Origin of the sequence: Curtobacterium sp. 9128 (assembly GCF_007673775.1) — a bacterium.
Classification (GTDB): domain Bacteria; phylum Actinomycetota; class Actinomycetes; order Actinomycetales; family Microbacteriaceae; genus Curtobacterium.
Genome location: NZ_VEAF01000004.1, coordinates 156,453 through 176,087, shown reverse-complemented (window position 1 = coordinate 176,087; position 19,635 = coordinate 156,453). Strand labels below are relative to the sequence as shown.

Below are 19,635 nucleotides of genomic sequence, written 5' to 3'. Positions count from 1 at the left end.
GCGCGACCGGGGGCGGCGCCGTCGTCGACCGCCGGGCCGCTGCTGGTCGTGCGGGTCAGGCGCGACCGGGGGCGGCGCCGTCGTCGACGGCCGGGTCGTCGGCGTCGAGGACGGGCATCGCCGGACGGGTCCGCTCGAGCGCCCAGAAGACCACGAGCCCCAGTCCGCAGCCGATGAACCAGCTGTAGTTGCTCAGCCAGGGCAGGACGCCGAGCGCCGGTGGCAGCACCGCGCTGGCGACCGAGACCGCTCCGGTGCCGACGAGCGTCCAGACGGCGTTCGGGTTGACCCCCTTCCGGTACCAGTACCGTGCGCCCGGGTCCTTCGTGTACAGGTCGTCGACGGCCACGCGCTGCTTCGCCACGAGGTAGTACCCGGCGATGAGGATGCCGAACAGCGGGCCGATGAGCGCGCCCAGGACGCCGAGTGTGTAGAGGATCGCCTGGTCGTTGCCGTACCAGTTCCACGGGGTCAGGAGCACCGAGCCGACCGCGGCGATCATGCCGCCGGTCCGCCAGCTGATCCGGCGCGGGGCGACGTTGGAGAAGTCGAACGCGGGGCTGATGAAGTTCGCGACGATGTTGATGCCGACCGTCGCCGTCACGAACGTCAGCCCGCCGAGCAGGATCGCGAACGGGGCGTCGATCGCCTGCACGGTCTCGATCGGGTCGGTGATGAGCTTGCCGAACACCGGCACCGTGGCGCTGGCGCACAGGACGGTCAGGATCGAGAAGCACAGGAAGTTGACCGGCAGGCCCCAGAGGTTGCCGCGCTTGACGGCCGCGAAGGACTTCCCGTAGCGCGAGAAGTCCCCGAAGTTCAGCATCGGTCCGGAGAAGTAGCTCACCACGATCGCCACGGCGGACAGCATGACCGGGATGCTCGCACCGAACGACAGCGGCCGGCCGGCGGACAGGTCGAGCGAGATGTTCCCGATGCCGGCCCTCGCGACGAGGTACACCGCCAGCGCGATCATCACCACGTACACGGCGGGGCCGGCCCAGTCGATGAACTTCCGGATCGCCTCCATGCCCATCGAGAACAGCGCCGCCTGGGCCACCCACAGGATCGCGTACGAGATCCACCCGAGCGCGGAGAGCCCGAGGAACGCGTGGTCGAGCAGCGCCGCGGATGCCGGGACGAACTTCAGGAAGACGATGTTGAGCGACTGTGCCGCCAGGAACGTCTGCACGCCGTACCAGGCCATCGCGATGAGACCGCGGATGATCGCCGGCACGTTCGCACCGAGCACGCCGAACACCGCGCGGTTGATGACCGGGTAGGGCACGCCGGTGCGCTGCGACGGCTTCGCCACGAGGTTGGCGAACACCTGCACGATGCAGATGCCGACGACGAGTGCCACGAGCACCTGCCAGCTGGCCAGGCCGAGCGCGAAGAGCGACCCGGCGGTGACGTAGCCGCCGACCGAGTGCACGTCGGACATCCAGAACGCGAAGATGTTGTAACTCGTCCACGACTGCTTCCGGAGCGGGGCGAGGTCCTCGTTGGTCAGCGCCGGGTCGTACCCGGGCTTGACGACGCCTGCGCCGGCACGGGCCTCCGACGTGTCGGGTACGGGTGGCGCGATGACGGGCGTCGCGGTCTGGGTGGCCATGGCGTCCTCCGATGTGCGGTGGGTGCGGGTGGTGCTGCCCTGCCACGAACGCTACGGACCGTGTTCGTCCGCACCGTTTCCGCGGTGTGACGACCGTGTTTCATGACGCCTGCGCTGAAACGCGCGTTCCGGAGCGCAGCGCGACGCGCAGCGCGACGGGCAGCGCGACGTACCGCCGACGGCGCGGGATCGCGACCAGAACTACCGGAGCTACCGGAGCTACCGGAGCTCCCGGGACTCCCGGAACCGCAGCGCCGCGCGGACGCCGCCGAGCGGCGATGCCCCCAGGGTGAGGTGCGCGTCGTGCACCTCGGCCACCCACTCCACGATCCGCAGCCCCGTGCCGGTCCCGGGTCGCCCGCCGTCGGCGGCACCGCGCCCGTCGTCGTCCACCGTCACGCTCCGCCCACCGACCGTGACGATGACCCGGCTCTCCGGCGCGTGCCGGAGGGCGTTCTCGACGAGGTTGCGCACCGCCTGTGCGATGAGCTCGGCGTTGCCGTCCACCACGACCGGGTCGGTCGACGTCGTGACGCGGTCCGCGGCGCCGAGCTCGCCGACGGTCTCCTCGACGAGCTGGTCGAGGCGCAGCGGACGTCGCTCCACATCGGCGCCGTTCGCGTCCGCTCGGGCCCGCGCGAGCAGACTGCCGACGAGGAGCGTGATCCCCGCGAGGCGCTGGTCGACCTCGCGCAGCGCGTCGTGTGCCAGGGCCGGGTCGGCGAGGCCCCGCTCGGCGATGAGCGACACCGTGGCGAGCGGGGTCCGGAGCTCGTGCGAGGCCTCTCGGAGGAACTGCTCCTGCTGCTCGGTCTGCCGCACGGCCGGCCGCATCGCGATCCCGGACAGCAGGTGTCCGGCTGCCGCGACGACGAGGACCAGACCGGCGACGACCGCCGCGAGCACCCCGACGAGCGTGCCGTGGTCGAGCGTCGGCGCATCACCACCGCCGAGCACGACCGCGGTGTGCTCGGCGTCGCCGACGGGCACGGCCACCCAGCGCGACCGGTCCCCGGCGCGGGACGTCGTCGTCGTGTACGCCGGGCCGTCGCTGTCCTCGGCCGCCGACGCCAACCGCCCGATGGTCCGTGCCGACGGCAGCGACCTGGCCTCGGGCGTGGCGTACTGCAGCGCACCGCCGATGACGACCCCGGTGGGCGCGGTCCCGACGGCGGCGAGCCCGAACGACCCCTGCAGGTTCGTCCCCGGTGGGGGTGGTGTCGAGTACGCCCGACCGTCACTGTCCACACCGACACCGAGCGCGACACGGTCGGCGTGCGCGAGCAGTGCGGCATCGGTGCGCGCACGGTCGACGCCGTCCTGGTGGGCGACGAACACGGCGAGGCCGATCAGGCAGGCCGCCGTCGTGAGCGCGAAGAACAGCGTCATCGACCAGCGGATCCACGCCAGGCGCCGCCGGGTCACGTCCGGATCCGGTACCCGACACCGCGCACGGTCTCGATCGGGTCCGGCGCTCCGAGACGCCGCCGGAGCTGCGCGACCACCGCGTCGACGACGTTCGACATCGGGTCGGTGCGCTCGTCCCAGCACCCCTCGAAGAGCGCCGTACGGCTCAGCACGTCGCCGCGGGCGTCGAGGAGCATCTCGAGGACCGCGAACTCCTTCGGGCCGAGGGACAGCAGCACCCCGCCACGGGTGACCTCGTGCCGCGGGACGTCGAGCTCCACGTCCCCGGAACGGAGGACGGGCGTCCGCTCCCGGGTGCCGCGACGGGCGACCGCGCGGATGCGGACCTCGAGCTCCGCGAAGGCGAACGGCTTCACCAGGTAGTCGTCGGCCCCGGCGTGGAACCCGGCCACGCGGTCGACGACCGTGTCACGGGCGGTCAGCACGAGGATCCCGGTCTCCGTCCCGCGCCGCCGGAGGTCCTCGACCACGGACAGGGCGTCGCCGTCCGGCAGCGAGCGGTCCAGCACGAGACAGTCGTAGGGCGCGAGGGCGATCGCCTCGTCGGCGTCGGCGAGCGTCGCGACGTGGTCGACCGCGAACCCGGAGCGTCGCAGCGCGCCCACCAGTTCGCGGGCGAGGTCCACGTCGTCCTCGAGCAGCAGCACCCGCATGGGCCGTCCTTCCTCACCGGTACCGATCCGCACGCCGGCCGCCCCAGCGTGCCAGGCCGCTCGTGAGACGCGGATGAGACACGGTCCTCACGGTCGTCTCATCCGCTCGGCAGCACAGTGGGAGCATGCATCACGAACACCACCGTTCCCTGCGACGACCCGTGCTCGCGGCGGCCGGCCTCGGCCTGGCACTCGTCGCGCTCGTCGGCTGCGCGAGCACGTCGGACGCGCACGACCCCGACATCACCACCGCCGCCACGCCGCACTCGGCCACACCGACCCCGTCGTCCGGCGCGAGCGCTCCGGCGGCGACGGCGTCCAGCGCTCCGGCCGGGACCGCCTCCGACAGCGGCGCAGGCGGCGCCGGCTCGAGCGGCAGCGGGTCGCTCCCCCGGTGCGACGTCGACCGACTCACCGGCACCACGACGAAGAACGTCCAGACCGACGTCAGCATCGACATCCCGATCACCCTGCGGAACAGCGGCACCACGGCGTGCACGGTCCAGGGCTGGCCGGGTGCGTCGTTCGTGACCGGACAGAACGGCACGCAGGTCGGTCCGGGTGCCACCCTCGACCGGTCCACCCCGCACCCGTCCCTGACCCTGCAGCCCGGGGACGAGGCGCACTTCACCCTGCGGGTCGTCCGACCGATGGACGACTCGAACGCGATGTGCGCGCCGCGGAACACCGACGGCGTGCGCGTGATCCCGCCGGGGTCGACGCGGTCCCTGTTCGTCGAGGCGCCCGGCTACCAGGCCTGCTCGCAGGGCGTGGACACGCTGTCCGTCACGGGCATCACGGCCGGCGCCGCCAGCTGACGCACCGGTGGTTCCCGGTCACACGGCGGACGGGAGGCTCGGGGCGACCCCGCCACGAGCCTCCCGTCCGGCGGTCGGTCCGCTCAGCCCATCGTCGCCGGCATGGCCGGCAGCGGCCGGTCCGTGTCCGCGACACGGGTGAGCCGCGACGCGATCGGCCGCATCGGTGCGGACAGCAGCACCTTGTCCACCACGCCACGGAGTGCGAGCCCGAACCGGGTCTGCGGGTACGCGAACCGCACGATGCCCTTCGGCAGGCCCTGCACGTCGTCGACGAGGGGACGCATCCACGCGTCGAACGCCTCGAGCGCTGCGTCCACGTCCGCGGTCGAGGGCACACCGCCGCCACGCTCCGCCAGCGACGCGGCGAGCACGTAGCCGCTCGTCAGTGCGAGGGACGCGCCGCCCCCGCCCATCGGCGTGACGCACCAGGCGGCGTCGCCGATCACGCAGACGCGGCCACGGCGCCACCGCGGCATCCGGATCTGCGTCAGCTCGTCGAGGTAGACGTCCTCCGATGTGTCGAAGCCGTCGAGGATCCGCGGCGCCTCCCACCCGGCGCCGGCGTAGCGGCCACGGAGCGCCGCGAGCGCCTCGGCCCGGGACCGTCCGACCAGACCGTCGTCGCCCGCGTACGCCAGGATCGCCCTCGTCGTGCCGTGCGGGTCCGGACGCAGGTGCACCTGGCGGCCGCCGACGGCGTTGTACCAGCGCCACCGGTCGTCGTCCGAGGGCGTGCGCGGGATCGTGCCGAACACCATCGTGACGCCGAGGTCGCGTGCGTCGACCTCGTCGGGCCCCGCGAAGACGCGGTCCCGGGTCCGCGACCGCACCCCCTCGGCGATGACGAGCAGGTCGGCGTCGAGGCGGTCGCCGGTGCTCGTCGTGACGGTGACCCGGTCACCCTCGTGCACGTCGTCGATGGTCTGCCCGTACCGGAACAGCACACCGTCGGGCAGGTCGTCGAGGAGCACGCGGGCGAAGTCACCGCGCAGGACCTCGAGTTCGGCGGTGGCGCCGTCGGTGCCGTCGGAGGGCAGTTCCGCGGTGACGCGGCCGTCGCGGTCGACGAGCACGGCGCCGGTCTCGGTCGTGTTCACCGCCTTGATGGCATCCACGAGTCCCATCCGGTCGAGGACCTGGCGGGCGACACCGCGTACGTCGACGTTCTGACCGCCGTCGCGGAAGGCGGGAGCGCGTTCGATCACCGTCACCTCCCAGCCGATGCGGCGCAGCCACCAGGCTGCCGAGAGGCCTGCGATGCTTGCCCCGGAGATCACTGCGTGCGGTGTGGTCATGTCCCTGCTCCTCGTGTCGAGCGGGATCGACCCCGCCGTGCTTTACAGTAAAGCCACTTGACAGTAAAGGAACCTGGATGGCGAAGGTGGACCCGCTCACCACGACGTGGGCCGACGACGAGGTGACGGTGATGCACCGCCTGCGCGACTGGGCCGTGACGTTCGACGAGCTCCAGCGCCACCTGTCGTCGTGGATGCGACTCCCGGGGACCGACGCGAACGCGCTCGGTCAGGTCGTCTGGGCGGAACAGGCGGGCGAGCCCCTCTCACCGGCGCAGCTGGCCCGACAGATCGGGCTGACCACGGGCGCGACGAGCGTGCTCATCGACCGGCTCGAGACCGCCGGGCACGTGACACGGCACCGCGAGAGCACCGACCGCCGCCGCATCACGCTCCGCCCCACGGCGTCGGCGCGCGCCGAGACCGAACGGTTCCTGGCGTTCGCCGGTGTGGAGATCGCGACCACCCTGCAGGAGACCGACCCGACGACCCTCCGCGCGGCGATGACGTTCCTCACGAGCATGACCGCAGCGGCGGCCACGGCGAACGCCCGACTGGCGCGGCACCGATCGTCGCCGACGCCCTGACCACCGCGCCGCCGCCGGTTCGTCCTTTCGATGGAGGTTCGACAGGAGCGTCCCTCTGCCGGTCGTCCGCTGCGCCGTCGCTTCCTAGCGTCGACGTCATGACGATCACCACATCGAAGCCAGGGGGCATCCGCGGCGTCGTCGCCCGCTTCCCCCTCACCACGTTCTTCACGCTCGCGCTCGGCCTCAGCTGGCTCGCGTGGGTGCCGTACATCCTGTCGCCGCACGGGCTCGGTGTCTGGGACCTCCACTTCCCGGAGTTCCTCGGCACTGCGCAGTTCACCGGCGTGCTCCCCGGGGCGCTGCTCGGCCCGCTCGGCAGTGCGTTCCTGGTCACGGCGATCGCCGACGGCCGTTCGGGGCTCCGCCGCTGGGTCGGGCGGCTCTGGCGCTGGCGGGTCGCCTGGTACTGGTACGCCCTGGCCCTCGTCGGCGTCCCCGCGGTCATCGTCGCGTCCGGGCTGCTGTTCGCCGGCGGCGAGGTCCGGGCCCCCTCGGGCCTGGCACTGGCGATGCTCGTCCCCGGCCTCGTGATCCAACTGTTCTCGACCGGCCTGTCCGAGGAGCCCGGCTGGCGTGACTTCGCCCTGCCCCGACTGCAGGGTCGCTTCGGACCCCTCGGCGCCGCCGCCGTCCTCGGACCCATCTGGGCGCTCTGGCACATGCCGCTGTACCTCAGCGACTGGGGCGGGTGGCCGAACGCGCACTGGACGGAGCCGCTCGTCTTCGCGGCGTTCACGATCACGTTCAACGTCGTGATGATCTGGGTGTTCAACCGCACCGGGCAGAGCCTGCCCCTCGCACTGCTGCTGCACGTCGGCGTGAACAACACCATCTCGACGCTCTGGTCCGACATGTACCCGGGCATGACCGCCGGCACGATGATGCAGGGCCTCGTCATCCTGTCCACGATCGCCGCCGCCGCGGTCGTCGTCCTGACCCGTGGGCGACTCGGCCTGCCGCCCCGCGAGCCGATCGCCACGGCACCGACCACCGACCGCGCCGCCACGCGCGACGCCGCCCTCGTAGGATCGAACGATGGCACCCGCTGAGGCCCGCGCGCGGCGGACGGACGTCCTGGTCGCCGTCCTGACCGCCGTCGTCGCGATCGGCCTGCAACTCGGCCTCCCGCCCCTGGACCGTGCCGACCCGGACGGGACCGGCATGCGCTACCCGGACGTCGTCAGCGTCAGCTGGACCGTGCTCGCACTCGGGATGACCGTGCAGTCCGCCGCGCTCCTCGCCGCCCGCCGCGCACCCCGGGTGACGCTGCTCGTGACCGCGGTCCTGCCGATCGCCGTCGTGCTGGTCGCGCCGAGCACCCTGTTCGGTCTGACCATGCTGCCGGTCGTGGTCGCGGTCGTGCTCGCCGGACTCCGCGTCCCGCTCCCCCGGCTCTGGCCGGCACTCGTCGTCGCCGCGGTCCCGATCGTCGTCGCCCAGACCGTGTACGCGTTCGCCGTGCTCGGCGCCGGTCGGTCGAGCGTGTCCCTCGGACTCACCACCGGTGTCGGCCAGGGCGTGCTGCAGGCCGTCGGGGTGATCGGACTCCCGCTCCTGGTCGTCCTGGTCGTCCGGTCCCGCCGCGAGGTCCGCGCCGCCCGCACCGCCGAGGCGTCCGCCGTCGACCGGCAGCAGGACGCCCAGGTCGACGCGGCCATCGCCCGGGAACGGGCCGCGATGGCACGGGAACTCCACGACATCGCCGCGCACCACCTGTCCGGCATCGCCGTGATGTCCGCCGCGATCGACCGGCAGATCGACACCGATCCCGAGCGGGCACGGGAGGGCGTCCGACAGGTCCGCGCGCAGAGCACCGAGGTCCTCGACGACCTCCGCCGGCTCGTCGGGCTGCTCCGCGACGACGCCCCGGCGGAACGGCTCGTCGAGACCGTGCCCGGGATCGTCGACCTCGTCGAACGGGCAGGGCAGCGTGGCGCCGTCGTGCTCGAGGTCCGGCGCCGAGCCGAGTCCGCGGACGCACCGCCCCTCGGCCAGGGTGTCGGGCCCCTCGCGCAGCTCGCGGCGTACCGGACCGTCCAGGAGGCGCTCGCCAACGCCGCCATGCACGCCCCCGGTGCTCCCTGCACCGTGACGATCGACGACCACGCCGAACCGCGTCTGACGATCTCCGTCCGGAACGGCGCACCCACGACGCCGCCCCCGGCGCGGTCGACGGCCGGCGGCAACGGGCTCCGCGGGATGCGGGAACGCGCCGACCTCGTCGGCGCGCACCTGCGCGCCGAACCCACGGACGACGGCGGCTGGCTCGTCGTGCTCGACCTCGACCGGGAGACCCGATGACCGACGTGATCCGGGTCCTCGTCGCCGACGACCAGCCCCTCGTGCGGGCAGGTGTGTCCGCGCTCCTCGACGCCGAGCCCGACATCGAGGTGGTCGCGGTCGCGTCCGACGGGGCCGAGGCACTCGAGCTCGCGAGGCGGACCGTCCCCGACGTCGCCTGCCTCGACATCCGGATGCCGGTGCACGACGGGATCACGGTGGCGCGGGCGCTCTGCGGGCCCGGTGCCGACCCCGTGGTCCCGGTGCTCGTGCTCACCACGTTCGACATGGACGACTACGTGTTCGGTGCCCTGGAGGCCGGCGCGAGCGGGTTCCTCCTCAAGGACGCCGAGCCGGACGTCATCGTCGGCGCCGTCCGGCAGGTCGCCGCCGGCAACGGCACGCTCGACCAGGCGCTGACCCGGCGGGTGCTCCGGGAGTTCGTCACCCGCCGTCGGCTGCAGCCCGTCACCGGCGACCGTGCCGACGAGGTCCTCACCGCCCGGGAACGCGACGTCCTGCTGCTGCTCGCCCAGGGCATGTCGAACGAGGACATCGCCGCGGCACTCGTGGTGGAGGTCTCCACCGTGAAGTCGCACCTGGCGCGGATGCTCCCGAAGCTCGGCGTGCAGTCCCGGCTGCAGGCCGTCGTCTGGGCCTACCAGAACCGGATCGTCGCGGTCCCGGGGGCCGGGCCGGACGGCGCCTGACCCGTCGCCCGGGGGGGATGCCGGCCGTTCAGCCGCGGTGGACGTAGGTCCGCGTCGGCGTGCCGGTGAGCGCGTGCGGGAAGGCGACGTCCGTCGCGCCGAACCCGCTGGCCTCGTACAGGCGCACCGCACGCGCGTTGTCGACCAGCACGTGCAGCGCGACCGCGGGGTGCCCGGCGGCCGTGGCGGCGGCGACGGCAGCGGTGAGGAGCGCCCGGCCGACACCGCGCGCCTGCAGGTCCGGGCGGACCGCGAGCAGGGAGAGGTAGGCGGCGTCCGCCGGGTCGGTCGACCGGCCCGTGCCGGGGGCGGTGAGGAGCGCGAAGCCGTCGAGCGCAGCGCCGTCCGGGCTGCCGGGGAGCAGCACCAGGGCGACCCGCGGCGTCCGGAACTTCTCCGCAGCGCGCGCCCGGACCGCAGTCGAGGCGCTGACGCCGTCCCGTGCGGCGACCGCCGACGTCCACAGGTCGATGCACGCGGCGACGTCGGCATCGGTCCCCGTGCGCACGACGGAGGCGGGGCTGGTCGACATCTGGTCAGCCTACGACGGCGTCGCTCCCGATCCGGTAGGCGGCGCCGCGGTGCTCGGCGGGCAGGCGGTCCCCCCGACCGAAGAGCTTGTGGCGGAGCGAGCCCTCGACGTAGGCCTCCGGGTAGGCCCCGCGGGCACGGAGCTCCGGGACCACGAACTCGATCACGTCCTCCCACGTCCCCGGTGTCACCGCGTACGCGAGGTTGAAGCCGTCGACGTCGGTCTGCTCCTGGATGTCCTGCAGCTGGGTCGCGATCGTCGCTCCCCCGCCGACCGCGACCGGACCGAGTCCCCCGATCGCGGTGTGCCGGGCGAGGTCGCGGATCGTCCACGCACTGCCGTCCTCACCGGTCGCCGCCTGGATGTTCGCCGCCGCGGACTGGATCGCGTTCGACTCGACGTCGCCGAGCGGCTCGTCGAGGTCCCACTGCGACAGGTCGACGCCCATCCAGCCGGAGTTGAGCACGAGCGCGCCGAGTTCGGACGCGTACGACAGGTAGTCCTCGTACTTCGCCTGTGCGGCCTCGTCGGTCGCGTCGGTGATGATCGTGAGCAGCGTGTAGATCTTCGCCGCGTACCGGTCGCGTCCGGCGGCCTCGAGCGCGTCCCGGATCTTCGTCACCGTCGCCGCGAGCTGTGGGACGGTCGGGGCGCCGACGAAGACCGCCTCGGCGTTCTCCGCCGCGAACGCGATCCCCCGCGGTGAGGCCCCGGCCTGGTAGACCACCGGGGTGCGCTGCACGGACGGTTCGGACAGGTGGATGCCGGGGACGTCGAAGTGCTCGCCGTGGTGCTCGATCGGGTGCACCTTCGCCGGGTCGGTGAACACCCCGGTCTCGCGGTCCTCGACGACCGCGTCCTCCTCCCACGAGCCCTCCCACAGCTTGTAGAGCACCTCGAGGTACTCGTCGGCGACGTCGTAGCGGTCGTCGTGGCTGAGCTGGTCGGTCTGGCCCATGTTCCGCGCGGCACTCGGCAGGTAGCCGGTCACGACGTTCCAGCCGATGCGGCCCTTCGTCAGGTGGTCGAGCGTCGAGATCCGGCGGGCGAACGGGTAGGGGTGCTCGTACGCGGTGCCGGCGGTGATCCCGAACCCGAGGTGCTCGGTGACCGACGCCATCGCCGACACGAGCAGGATCGGGTCGTTCACCGGCACCTGGGACCCGGTCCGGAGCGCCGCCTCGTTCGTGCCGCCGTAGACGTCGTACGTCCCGAGGACGTCCGCGATGAAGATCCCGTCGAACGCACCAGCCTCGAGCGTCTTCGCCAGGTCGGTCCAGTACGTCAGGTCGCGGTAGTTCCGCGACCGGTCCCGCGGGTGCCGCCAGAGCCCGGAGGACTGGTGCGCGACGCAGTTCATGTCGAACGCGTTGAAGCGGATCTGCCGGGTCGTGCCCGTCGGGCTCGCGGCGTTCGTCGGGTTCGTGGGGTTCGTCGGCTCCGTCACGAGCGCGACGTTACGGGCGCGTCCAGCGCAGGTCACGCAAGGTGACGAAGGATGACGCGCCCGCTCCGGTGCCCGTCGGTCCCGACACGCGTCAGTCGGCCTGCTCGTGCTCGGCCCGGTCCGGGTCCTCGGGTGCGTCCCGTCGCCGTCCGGCCACGAGCTCCTTCGTCCGCACCAACCGCAGCGCGGTGACGAGCACGACGCCGCCGACGACGTTGAACAGCAGCGTGTACCCGAACCACCCGAGCCACTGGCCGTAGGTGATCGCGGCGCCGGACTGGATCGCCCCGAACACCAGCAGGGAGTCGAGGATCGAGTGGAAGAGCTGCAGGCCGGCGAGCAGGAACCCGCCCGCCACCGCGGCGACGAGTTTGGCCGGGTCGGAGTCGGTGCCCTGCTGCATGCGCGTCATGAGCGTGATCGTGCTGCCGCCGAGCACCGCGAGCACGATGCTCTGCAGCCCGAACGGCGCGTCCACGTAGTGCCGGGCGGCCTCGGTGAGGGTGTCGTGCCACTGGGGGAACGCCTGGACGAGCAACCACATGAACACCCACCCGCCGACGAGGTTCGCCACGAGCGTCCCGCCCCACAGCTTCACGAGCTGCGCCACGCTCCCCTCGCGCGCGACCACGGCGGCGATCGGCATCAGGAAGTTCTCCGTGAAGAGCTCGCTGTGCGCCAGGTGCAGCGCGATGAACCCGATGCCGAACGCCAGCCCGGCCAGCAGGTGGTCGTCGGTCTGGTGGAGCACCGCCAGGTACGCCATCACGCCGAGCCCGACCTCGAGGCCGCCGAAGAACCCGGTGATGAGGGTGGCGCGGACCGTCCGTTGCAGCCGTTCCGCGCCCTCCTCCACCGTCGCCTCGAACGAGTCGATGAGCTCGTCCTCGACCGGGGCGTCGCTCTCGCCGAGTTCGCGTCGTCGTTCGTCCGTCATCGTGCCGACAGTAGGCGCAGCGCCCGGACGACCCCGCGCCGCTACGCCTGGTGGCTGACCGGCTCCTCGAGCGTCGACGCGCGCGGGTCGAAGTCCTCGGGGAGCGAGGCGATCGGGTCGACCGTCGACGACACGTCCACGAAGGACCGCGTCGCGATGGACTCCTCGACCGCGACCATCGTGTCGAGCACGTGGTAGCCGACCTCGCCCGTCGCGACGTGCGAGCCGCCGCCGCGGATCGCGCGCGCCATGTCGAGCACGCCGAGTCCCCGGCCGACGGTCGGCTCCTCGTCGAGCACCGTCTCGAAGGACTGCTCGAACGGGAACGTGGCGTCCTTCGTCAGCGGCCGGGCGATCCGGATCGGGTGGCCGCCGCCGAACGTGTTCGGGTCGGGGAGCACGATCGTGCCCTCCGTCCCGTTCACCTCGAACACGCCGTGCCGGAACAGCGGGGTGTCGAAGGACAGCAGCGACTGCGCGTTGCCGCCCTGCTCGAACGCGGTCAGGACGGAGACGTGCGTCGGCACCTCCACGGGGAAGGAGTCGCCGGCGTTCGGCCCGACGACCAGCGACCGGGTGTCCCGCGACCGCGACCCCGTCGCCACGACGGACGCGATCGGGCCGAGCAGGTGCACCATCGCCGTGAAGTAGTACGGGCCCATGTCGTACAGCGGTCCGGCGCCCTTCGCGTAGAGGAACGACGCGTTCGGGTGGAACACGTCGGGCCCCTGCCACTGCATGCTCGTGACGGCGGTCAGCGGGGTGCCGATCGCGCCGGCCTCGATCGCGCGCTTGGCGGTCTGCCACCCGGGGCCGAGCACGGTGTCGGGCGCGATGCCGAGCTGCAGGCCGAGCTCGTCGGCCAGGGCGACCAGTCCCGCGGCCGAGGCCCGGTCCACGCCGATCGGCTTCTCGCTCCACACGTGCTTGCCGGCGCGGAGTGCCGCGGTGGAGACCTCCACGTGCGTGGCCGGCAGCGTCAGGTTGATGACGATCTCGACGTCCGGGTCCGCGAGCACCTCGTCCCCGGTGCCCGATGCCGGGATCCCCCACTTCGCCGCCGACGCCGCCGCGCGGGCCGTGTCGACGTCGCCGATGCGGACCACCTCGACGTCGGGGAACGTCGTGAGGTTGGTGAGGTACTGCTCGCTGATCATGCCGGCGCCGATGAACCCGACGCCGACCCGGCCCGTGCGGCTCATGCGGACACCGCTTCCCCGCGCAGCGCCGCCGTGAGCCACCGGTACGACTGGGCGACGCCGTCGAAGACGTCCCCGTCGAAGCCGTCGAACTCGATCACCGCGTACTCGAGCGCGGTCGCGGCGGCGAGCGCCTCGGCGAGCGGGACGTCACCCTGCCCTGCCGGTGTCTGGTCGGTCGGCACCTGGGCGGTGGAGATGCCGTCGCGCATCGGGCCGTCCTTGACGTGCACGGCGACGATGCGGTCGTCGAGCTCCTCGACGAACCGGGCGACGTCGATGCCGGCGGCGGTCGCCCAGTAGAGGTCGAGTTCGAGCACGACGCCCGGGTCGAGGAGCTCGGCCATCACCTGCAGCGCGGGCCTGCCGTCGATGCGCGGCCGGAGTTCGTGGTCGTGGTTGTGGTAGCCGACGCGCATGCCGTGCTCGGCGGCTTCGGCGGCGGCGGCGTTGAGCCGGGCGGCGACGCGCTCGACGCCCTCGCGGGTGGTCCAGTGCTCGGGGCCGACGAACGGGTCGATGACGATCTCGATCCCGAGCTCGGCCGCCGCGGCGAACGTGTCGGCGTGCGAGGGGGCGGTCATCACGGTGCCGTCGGGCAGCGGGATCGACTCCTCGACCAGGAAGGCGTGTCCGGTCTTCGCGGCGATGCCGTGGGCGTCGAACGCGGCCCGGAGTTCGGGGGCGCGGTCGACGAACGCGAACGCCTCGACCGTGTCGAAGCCGATCTCGGCCAGGCGGCGGACGCCGCCGTCCAGGTCCGGCGCCAGGGCGGCGTTCACCGTGTAGAGCTGCAACGAGATGGCGGGGGCCATGTCGGTTCCTTCCGTTCGGGGGTTCTGGTTCCGCATCTGGAGGCTCGGGTCGCCCTGCCGGGGTGCGCCGAGCCTCCAGGGTGGTGCGGTCGGTCAGCGGACCGACTTGATGGGCAGGATGACGAGGGCTCCGAGCAGCACGGCGACGCCGGCGCCCCAGAGCATCAGCGTGTAGTTCTGCCCGCCGCCGATGCCGAGCAGGAACAGGCCGACGGCCGGGGCCAGCGACTGCGGCAGGGCGTTGGCGATGTTGATGACGCCGAGGTCCTTACCGGGGCGTTCCGGGTCGGGCAGGACGTCGACGACCAGCGCGGTGTCGATGGCGGCGTAGATGCCGTAGGCGAAGCCCATCACGATCTCGGCGAAGTAGAACCCGCCGACGCTGTCGACGTGCGCCAGGATGACGAGTCCGACGGCGGTGAGCGCCGTGGAGCTCCAGACGAAGACCTTGCGGCGGCGGACGCGGTCGGACACCCACCCGGAGACGGAGGCGCTGACGAGCAACGCGATCGTGTACAGCAGGACACCGAACGCGACGACGCCCACGGCCTCGGCCTGCGGCAGCCCGATGCGGTCCTCCATGTAGAGGAGCCGGTACGTGGTGAACATGAACGTGCCGAAGGTGATGAGGAAGCGGCCCCACCAGGCGAGTCCGAAGTCCCGGTGCTTGATCGGGTTCGTCCAGAACGAGGAGATGAGGTTGATCCAGCTGAACGGCTTCATCTCCGTGGTCGGCAGGTCGTCACGGGCGACGAACGAGTACACGAGGATGAGCACGACGGCGAGCACACCGGGTGCGATGAACAGCAGCGGCAGGTTCCCGACCAGGTACACGGCGAGGTAGAGCCCCGCGAGGATCGCGATGTTCTGCGCGAGGGCGATCACGCTCGACGCCTTGCCGCGCTGGAACTCCGGCACGTTGTCGGCGAAGCTCGCGGTCAGCGTCGCCAGGACGGCGTTCGCGGAGACCTGCGCGAGGACCCAGGCCAGCGTGAGCTGCAGGACGTCCGGGGCGAAGGCGAGCCAGGCCAGGGCGCCGAGGAACACCACGATCCCGCCGACCATCCACGGTCGGCGTCGGCCCCACCGGGTGCGGGTGCGGTCCGAGATCGCGCCGAAGAGGGGGTTCGCGAAGAGGGCCCCGAGTGCGCCGAACGGCAGCACCGAGCCGACGATCGTCTCCGGGCTCGACGGGTTCAGCTCGGTCGCCTTGATGGACATGCTCACGAAGACCGGCGTCAGCAGCGCGGCGAAGAGCCCGAACTGGGCCAGGCTGAGCGCCCACATGTACTTCGGGCCGACCCGGACCGTGCTGACCGACTGCGTGAGGCCCTCGACCGAGAACGCACGCGACGCTGCCGCCGGGTCCGTGCTCGTCGCTCCTGCGGCTGCGGTGACGGGCGGCGATGCGGTCCCGGCGAGACCGGTCTGCGGGTCTTCCTTCGACGACGGTGTCGACATGACTCCTCCTCGAGTCATCAGGGGCTTCGGGGCCCTCGAATACCTAGTGCTGCTAGGTGATCGGGAATGTAGCACCGAAAACCCCCACGCGGAAGTATTCGCGGTGATCGAGTTCGTCCCGCCCGGTGATCGGTAGGGTCGTCGACGTGAGCTCCAGTGACGGAACCGGCACGAGAGGCCCCTACGCCAAGGGGGTGCAGCGACGGCAGGAGATCCTCGACCGGACCCTCGACGTCGTCGCCGAACGCGGCATCGACGGCACCTCGCTCCGCGCCATCGGTGAGGCGATCGGCGTCTCGCACGCCGCCCTCACGCACTACTTCGAGTCACGGGAGGCCCTGCTCGTCGAGGTCCTGCGCGCCCGCGACCAGGTGGTCCAGCAGGAGTTCGACGACGACGGCGGCGTCGCGGACATGGTCCGGGCGGCCGAGGCGAACGTCCGCGTCCCCGGGCTCGTCACGCTGTACACGCGCATGCTCGCGATGTCGGTCGAGCCCGGGAACGAGGTCGCACAGGCGTTCTTCCGCGAGCGGTTCGCCGAGGGGCGGAAGAGCATGGCCGCCGATCTCCGCGCGCGGCTCGACGCCAGCGGGGCGACCACGGACCTCGACCTCGAGCAGGTCGCCGCGCTCGTCATCGCGGCCTCGGACGGGCTCCAGGTGCAGTGGCTCCTCGACCGTGACCTCGACATCCCCGCGACGATCCGGCTCCTCGAGCGGCTGCTCCCGGCGACGCCCTGAGTCCGGTCCGCGCCGACGTGCTCGGCGGCGGCTGGCGTGGCAGAGTCGGGCCATGACGCTGCCCGCCGACGCGCACGTGCACAGCCAGTTCTCCTGGGACGCCGGGTCGGACCCCGCCTCGGTCGACCTGATGCGCCGGACGTGCGCCAGGGCGGTCCGGATCGGGCTGCCGGCGCTGGTGTTCACCGAGCACCTGGACCTGGAGGACGCGTGGTGGGTCGACGAGGGCGACCTCGACGACCACGAGACCCGGTACGTCGACGCGGACGGCATGGTCCGGCTCCCCCGGTTCGACCTGGACGGGTACCTGGCGTCGATCGACGCATGCCGACACGCGTTCCCCGACCTGCGCATCCTGACCGGGCTGGAGTTCGGGCAGCCGCACCTGTGGGAGTCGGCGGCCGCGTCCGTGCTCGACATCGGCGCGTTCGACCGCGTCAACGGGTCGCTGCACATGCTGCCGTTCCGTGACGGGCTGCGCGCCGAACCGATGACGCTGTTCCGGCACCGCCCCGCTGCCGACGTGCTGTGGGCCTACCTGGACGAGGTTCCCCGCATGGTCGCCGGGTCCGACGTCGTCGAGGTGTTCACCCACATCGACTACGCCGTCCGGAGCTGGCCGTCCGAGACCGAGGGACCGTTCGACCCGCGGGTGTTCGAGGACGGGTTCCGCGCCGCGATGCGGGCGATCGCAGGGTCCGGTCGGGCGCTGGAGATGAACACCCGGCGGCTCTGGTCGTGGATCCCGGAGTGGTGGGTCGACGAGGGCGGGCGGGCGGTCACGTTCGGGAGCGACGCGCATGCGCCGGAGGTCCTGGCGCACGGGTTCCCCGAGGCCGTCGCGATGGTCGAGCACTACGGCTTCCGCCCGGGGTCGCGCCCCGAGGACCCGTGGACACTCCGGTGAGGGTGTGACGACCACTCCAGATCCGGCGCCACCTCCGCGCCGCGACCGCCACGGGGTACGCGGCCGAGTGCGGAGCACAGCACCGGTTCAGTAGAACTGGCACATGACCACTTCTTCGCGCTCACCGCTCGGCGTCACGCTCGTCGACGGCGGCGCCAACGTCGCACTCTTCTCGACCACCGCCGACCGTGTCGAGTTCTGCCGCTTCGACGACGACGGGACCGAGCACCGCACGGAGCTCACCCACCGGACCGGCTACACGTTCCACGACGTCGTGCCGGACGTCACCGTCGGGACCCGCTACGGCTTCCGCGTGCACGGCGCGTGGGACCCGGCGAACGGTCTGCGCCACAACCCGGCGAAGCTCCTGCTGGACCCCTACGCGACCGCGATCGACGGCACGTACGAGTGGGGCCAGGCACTCTTCGGCCACGACATGGACCAGCCCGACCAGATCGACACCAGCGACTCCGCGAGCGCGATGCCGAAGTCCGTCGTCGCGGACCGCGCCTTCGACTGGGACGGCGACGTCCGCCCGGGGACCTCGCTCGCCGACACCGTCGTGTACGAGGTGCACGTCAAGGGCTTCACGAAGCAGCACCCCGACGTCCCCGAGGAGATCCGTGGGACGTACGCCGGCATGGCGCACCCGGCCGCGATCCAGCACCTCGTCGACCTCGGCGTGACCGCGGTCGAGCTGCTGCCGACGCACCAGTTCGTCCAGGACTCGACGCTCGCCGACAAGGGCCTCCGCAACTACTGGGGCTACAACTCGATCGGCTTCTTCGCGCCGCACGACGAGTACTCCTCCTCCGGCACCGCGGGCCAGCAGGTGACGGAGTTCAAGGCGATGGTCAAGGCCCTGCACGCCGCAGGGCTCGAGGTCATCATGGACGTCGTCTACAACCACACCGCCGAGGGCAACCACATGGGCCCGACGCTGTCCTTCAAGGGCATCGACAACCAGTCCTACTACCGCCTGGTCGAGGGCGACGAGGGCAACTACTTCGACACGACCGGCACCGGCAACAGCCTCAACGTGTCGCACCCGTCCGCGCTCGGGCTCATCACCGACTCGCTCCGCTACTGGGTCGAGGAGATGCACGTCGACGGCTTCCGCTTCGACCTCGCAACGACGCTCACCCGCCAGGACGGCGAGGCCGAGAAGCACTCCGCGTTCCTCGACATCATCCACCAGGACCCGGTGCTCCGACAGGTCAAGATGATCGCGGAGCCGTGGGACACCGCCGGGTACCAGGTCGGCGGCTTCCCGGCCGACTGGTCCGAGTGGAACGGCAAGTACCGCGACGACATGCGCGCGTTCTGGCGGGGCGACGAGGGCACCCTCGGCGACGCCGTCCAGCGCGTCCTCGGCAGCCCCGACGTCTACGAGGGCTCGCGCCGCGCGCCGGTCTGCTCGGTCGACTTCGTCACCGCGCACGACGGCTTCACGCTGGCGGACCTGACGATGTACGCCGAGAAGCACAACGAGGCCAACGGCGAGGACAACAACGACGGCGAGAGCAACAACACGTCGTTCAACGGCGGCATCGAGGGTCCGACCGACGACGGGGCGGTGAACGACTACCGCGACCGGCAGCGCCGGAACTTCCTCGGGTCCCTGCTGCTGTCCGCCGGCGTGCCGATGATCCTCGGGGGCGACGAGATCGCCCGGTCGCAGGGCGGCAACAACAACGCGTACTGCCAGGACGACGAGATCTCGTGGTTCGACTGGGCCGCGGCGGACCAGGACCTGCTGGCGTTCACCCGCTCGGCGATCGCCTTCCGCAAGGAGCACGTCGCGCTCCGTCCGGAGTGGTACCGCACCGCGCCGGGCGACTCGGAGTCCACCGTGTCGGTGCTGCGCGCCGACGCCGCGGGCTTCGAGGACGGCGACTGGGCCGACACCGGCAACCGCGCCGTGCTGCTCGTGCTCGCGCAGGGCGACGACACCGTCGCGGTGCTGCTGAACGCCTCGGACACCACGGTCGAGTTCACGCTGCCGGAGAAGCCGGGCGGCGGCACGTGGGCGCTCGGCCTGTCGAGCGACCCGGAGCAGCACGTCGACGGCGACGCGACGACGGTCCTGGTCCGCGACGCGTCCTTCACGGCGCTCGTCTGAGCCGACCACGGACAGGGGCCCCAGGACGGAACAGGGGCCTGACCACGACAGGGGGCCGGTGCGGTGCACCGGCCCCCTGTGCG

Annotated in this window: 18 protein-coding genes; 8 read left to right on the top strand and 10 right to left on the bottom strand. The window is 72.1% G+C overall.

Annotated elements, in window-relative coordinates; translation table 11 throughout:
• Window positions 1-55: 55 nt before the first annotated feature.
• The 3 genes from FS641_RS09655 to FS641_RS09645 form a co-directional block, all read right to left on the bottom strand.
• A complete protein-coding gene (locus tag FS641_RS09655) occupies window positions 56-1,615 on the bottom strand; it encodes an NCS1 family nucleobase:cation symporter-1 (RefSeq protein ID WP_144763220.1) in 1,560 nt (519 codons plus the stop codon).
• A gap of 219 nt (window positions 1,616-1,834) precedes the next feature.
• Entirely contained in the window at window positions 1,835-3,040 is a 1,206-nt protein-coding gene (locus FS641_RS09650) for a sensor histidine kinase KdpD (protein WP_144763218.1), read from the bottom strand.
• On the bottom strand, window positions 3,037-3,696 hold the full coding sequence (locus tag FS641_RS09645) for a response regulator transcription factor (RefSeq protein WP_144763216.1): 660 nt from the start codon (window positions 3,694-3,696) through the stop codon (window positions 3,037-3,039). Before FS641_RS09645 ends, FS641_RS09650 begins: the two co-directional genes overlap by 4 nt.
• 125 nt (window positions 3,697-3,821) lie before the next feature.
• Between FS641_RS09645 and FS641_RS09640 the strand changes: the two genes are divergently transcribed.
• Window positions 3,822-4,514, top strand: a complete 693-nt coding sequence (locus tag FS641_RS09640; RefSeq protein ID WP_144763214.1) for a DUF4232 domain-containing protein — start codon at window positions 3,822-3,824, stop codon at window positions 4,512-4,514.
• Window positions 4,515-4,597: 83 nt separating this feature from the next.
• On the opposite strand, the gene FS641_RS09635 is transcribed toward FS641_RS09640, so the two are convergent.
• A complete protein-coding gene (locus FS641_RS09635; protein ID WP_144763212.1) occupies window positions 4,598-5,812 on the bottom strand; it encodes an FAD-dependent monooxygenase in 1,215 nt (404 codons plus the stop codon).
• Window positions 5,813-5,889: 77 nt separating this feature from the next.
• On the opposite strand from FS641_RS09635, the gene FS641_RS09630 reads away from it, so the two are divergent.
• From FS641_RS09630 to FS641_RS09615, 4 genes are all read left to right on the top strand, one after another.
• Window positions 5,890-6,399 carry a MarR family winged helix-turn-helix transcriptional regulator gene (locus FS641_RS09630; RefSeq protein ID WP_144763210.1) on the top strand — a complete coding sequence of 170 codons (510 nt, stop codon included), beginning with the start codon at window positions 5,890-5,892 and terminating at the stop codon, window positions 6,397-6,399.
• 98 nt (window positions 6,400-6,497) lie between these two features.
• Window positions 6,498-7,451 carry a type II CAAX endopeptidase family protein gene (locus tag FS641_RS09625; RefSeq protein WP_144763208.1) on the top strand — a complete coding sequence of 318 codons (954 nt, stop codon included), beginning with the start codon at window positions 6,498-6,500 and terminating at the stop codon, window positions 7,449-7,451.
• Entirely contained in the window at window positions 7,438-8,703 is a 1,266-nt protein-coding gene (locus FS641_RS09620) for a sensor histidine kinase (RefSeq protein WP_144763206.1), read from the top strand. Before FS641_RS09625 ends, FS641_RS09620 begins: the two co-directional genes overlap by 14 nt.
• Before the next feature lie 5 nt (window positions 8,704-8,708).
• Window positions 8,709-9,392, top strand: a complete 684-nt coding sequence (locus FS641_RS09615; protein WP_144763832.1) for a response regulator transcription factor — start codon at window positions 8,709-8,711, stop codon at window positions 9,390-9,392.
• 28 nt (window positions 9,393-9,420) lie between these two features.
• On the opposite strand, the gene FS641_RS09610 is transcribed toward FS641_RS09615, so the two are convergent.
• From FS641_RS09610 to FS641_RS09585, 6 genes are all read right to left on the bottom strand, one after another.
• Window positions 9,421-9,924, bottom strand: a complete 504-nt coding sequence (locus FS641_RS09610; protein ID WP_144763204.1) for an N-acetyltransferase — start codon at window positions 9,922-9,924, stop codon at window positions 9,421-9,423.
• Window positions 9,925-9,928: 4 nt separating this feature from the next.
• Window positions 9,929-11,371: an LLM class flavin-dependent oxidoreductase gene (locus FS641_RS09605; protein ID WP_260855766.1), complete on the bottom strand. Its 1,443-nt coding sequence runs from the start codon at window positions 11,369-11,371 to the stop codon at window positions 9,929-9,931.
• 91 nt (window positions 11,372-11,462) lie between these two features.
• Complete coding sequence (locus FS641_RS09600) at window positions 11,463-12,308, bottom strand: formate/nitrite transporter family protein (protein WP_144763203.1); 846 nt, start codon at window positions 12,306-12,308, stop codon at window positions 11,463-11,465.
• A gap of 41 nt (window positions 12,309-12,349) precedes the next feature.
• Window positions 12,350-13,510, bottom strand: a complete 1,161-nt coding sequence (locus tag FS641_RS09595; RefSeq protein WP_144763201.1) for a Gfo/Idh/MocA family protein — start codon at window positions 13,508-13,510, stop codon at window positions 12,350-12,352.
• Window positions 13,507-14,322, bottom strand: coding sequence for a sugar phosphate isomerase/epimerase (locus FS641_RS09590; protein WP_144763199.1), 816 nt, complete (start codon window positions 14,320-14,322; stop codon window positions 13,507-13,509). The genes FS641_RS09595 and FS641_RS09590 overlap by 4 nt, the downstream gene beginning before the upstream one ends.
• Before the next feature lie 93 nt (window positions 14,323-14,415).
• On the bottom strand, window positions 14,416-15,783 hold the full coding sequence (locus tag FS641_RS09585; protein ID WP_144763197.1) for an MFS transporter: 1,368 nt from the start codon (window positions 15,781-15,783) through the stop codon (window positions 14,416-14,418).
• Between the two features lie 146 nt (window positions 15,784-15,929).
• Here FS641_RS09585 and FS641_RS09580 point away from each other — a divergent pair, with 146 nt between their 5' ends.
• From FS641_RS09580 to glgX, 3 genes are all read left to right on the top strand, one after another.
• Window positions 15,930-16,523 (top strand): TetR/AcrR family transcriptional regulator, encoded by a 594-nt coding sequence (locus FS641_RS09580; protein ID WP_144763195.1) that lies wholly within the window; start codon window positions 15,930-15,932, stop codon window positions 16,521-16,523.
• 52 nt (window positions 16,524-16,575) lie between these two features.
• Entirely contained in the window at window positions 16,576-17,430 is an 855-nt protein-coding gene (locus FS641_RS09575; RefSeq protein ID WP_144763193.1) for a PHP domain-containing protein, read from the top strand.
• 103 nt (window positions 17,431-17,533) lie between these two features.
• The gene (gene glgX / locus FS641_RS09570; RefSeq protein WP_144763191.1) at window positions 17,534-19,552 is read left to right on the top strand and encodes a glycogen debranching protein GlgX; all 2,019 of its coding nucleotides are present in this window, start codon (window positions 17,534-17,536) and stop codon (window positions 19,550-19,552) included.
• The last annotated feature ends 83 nt before the right edge of the window (window positions 19,553-19,635 follow it).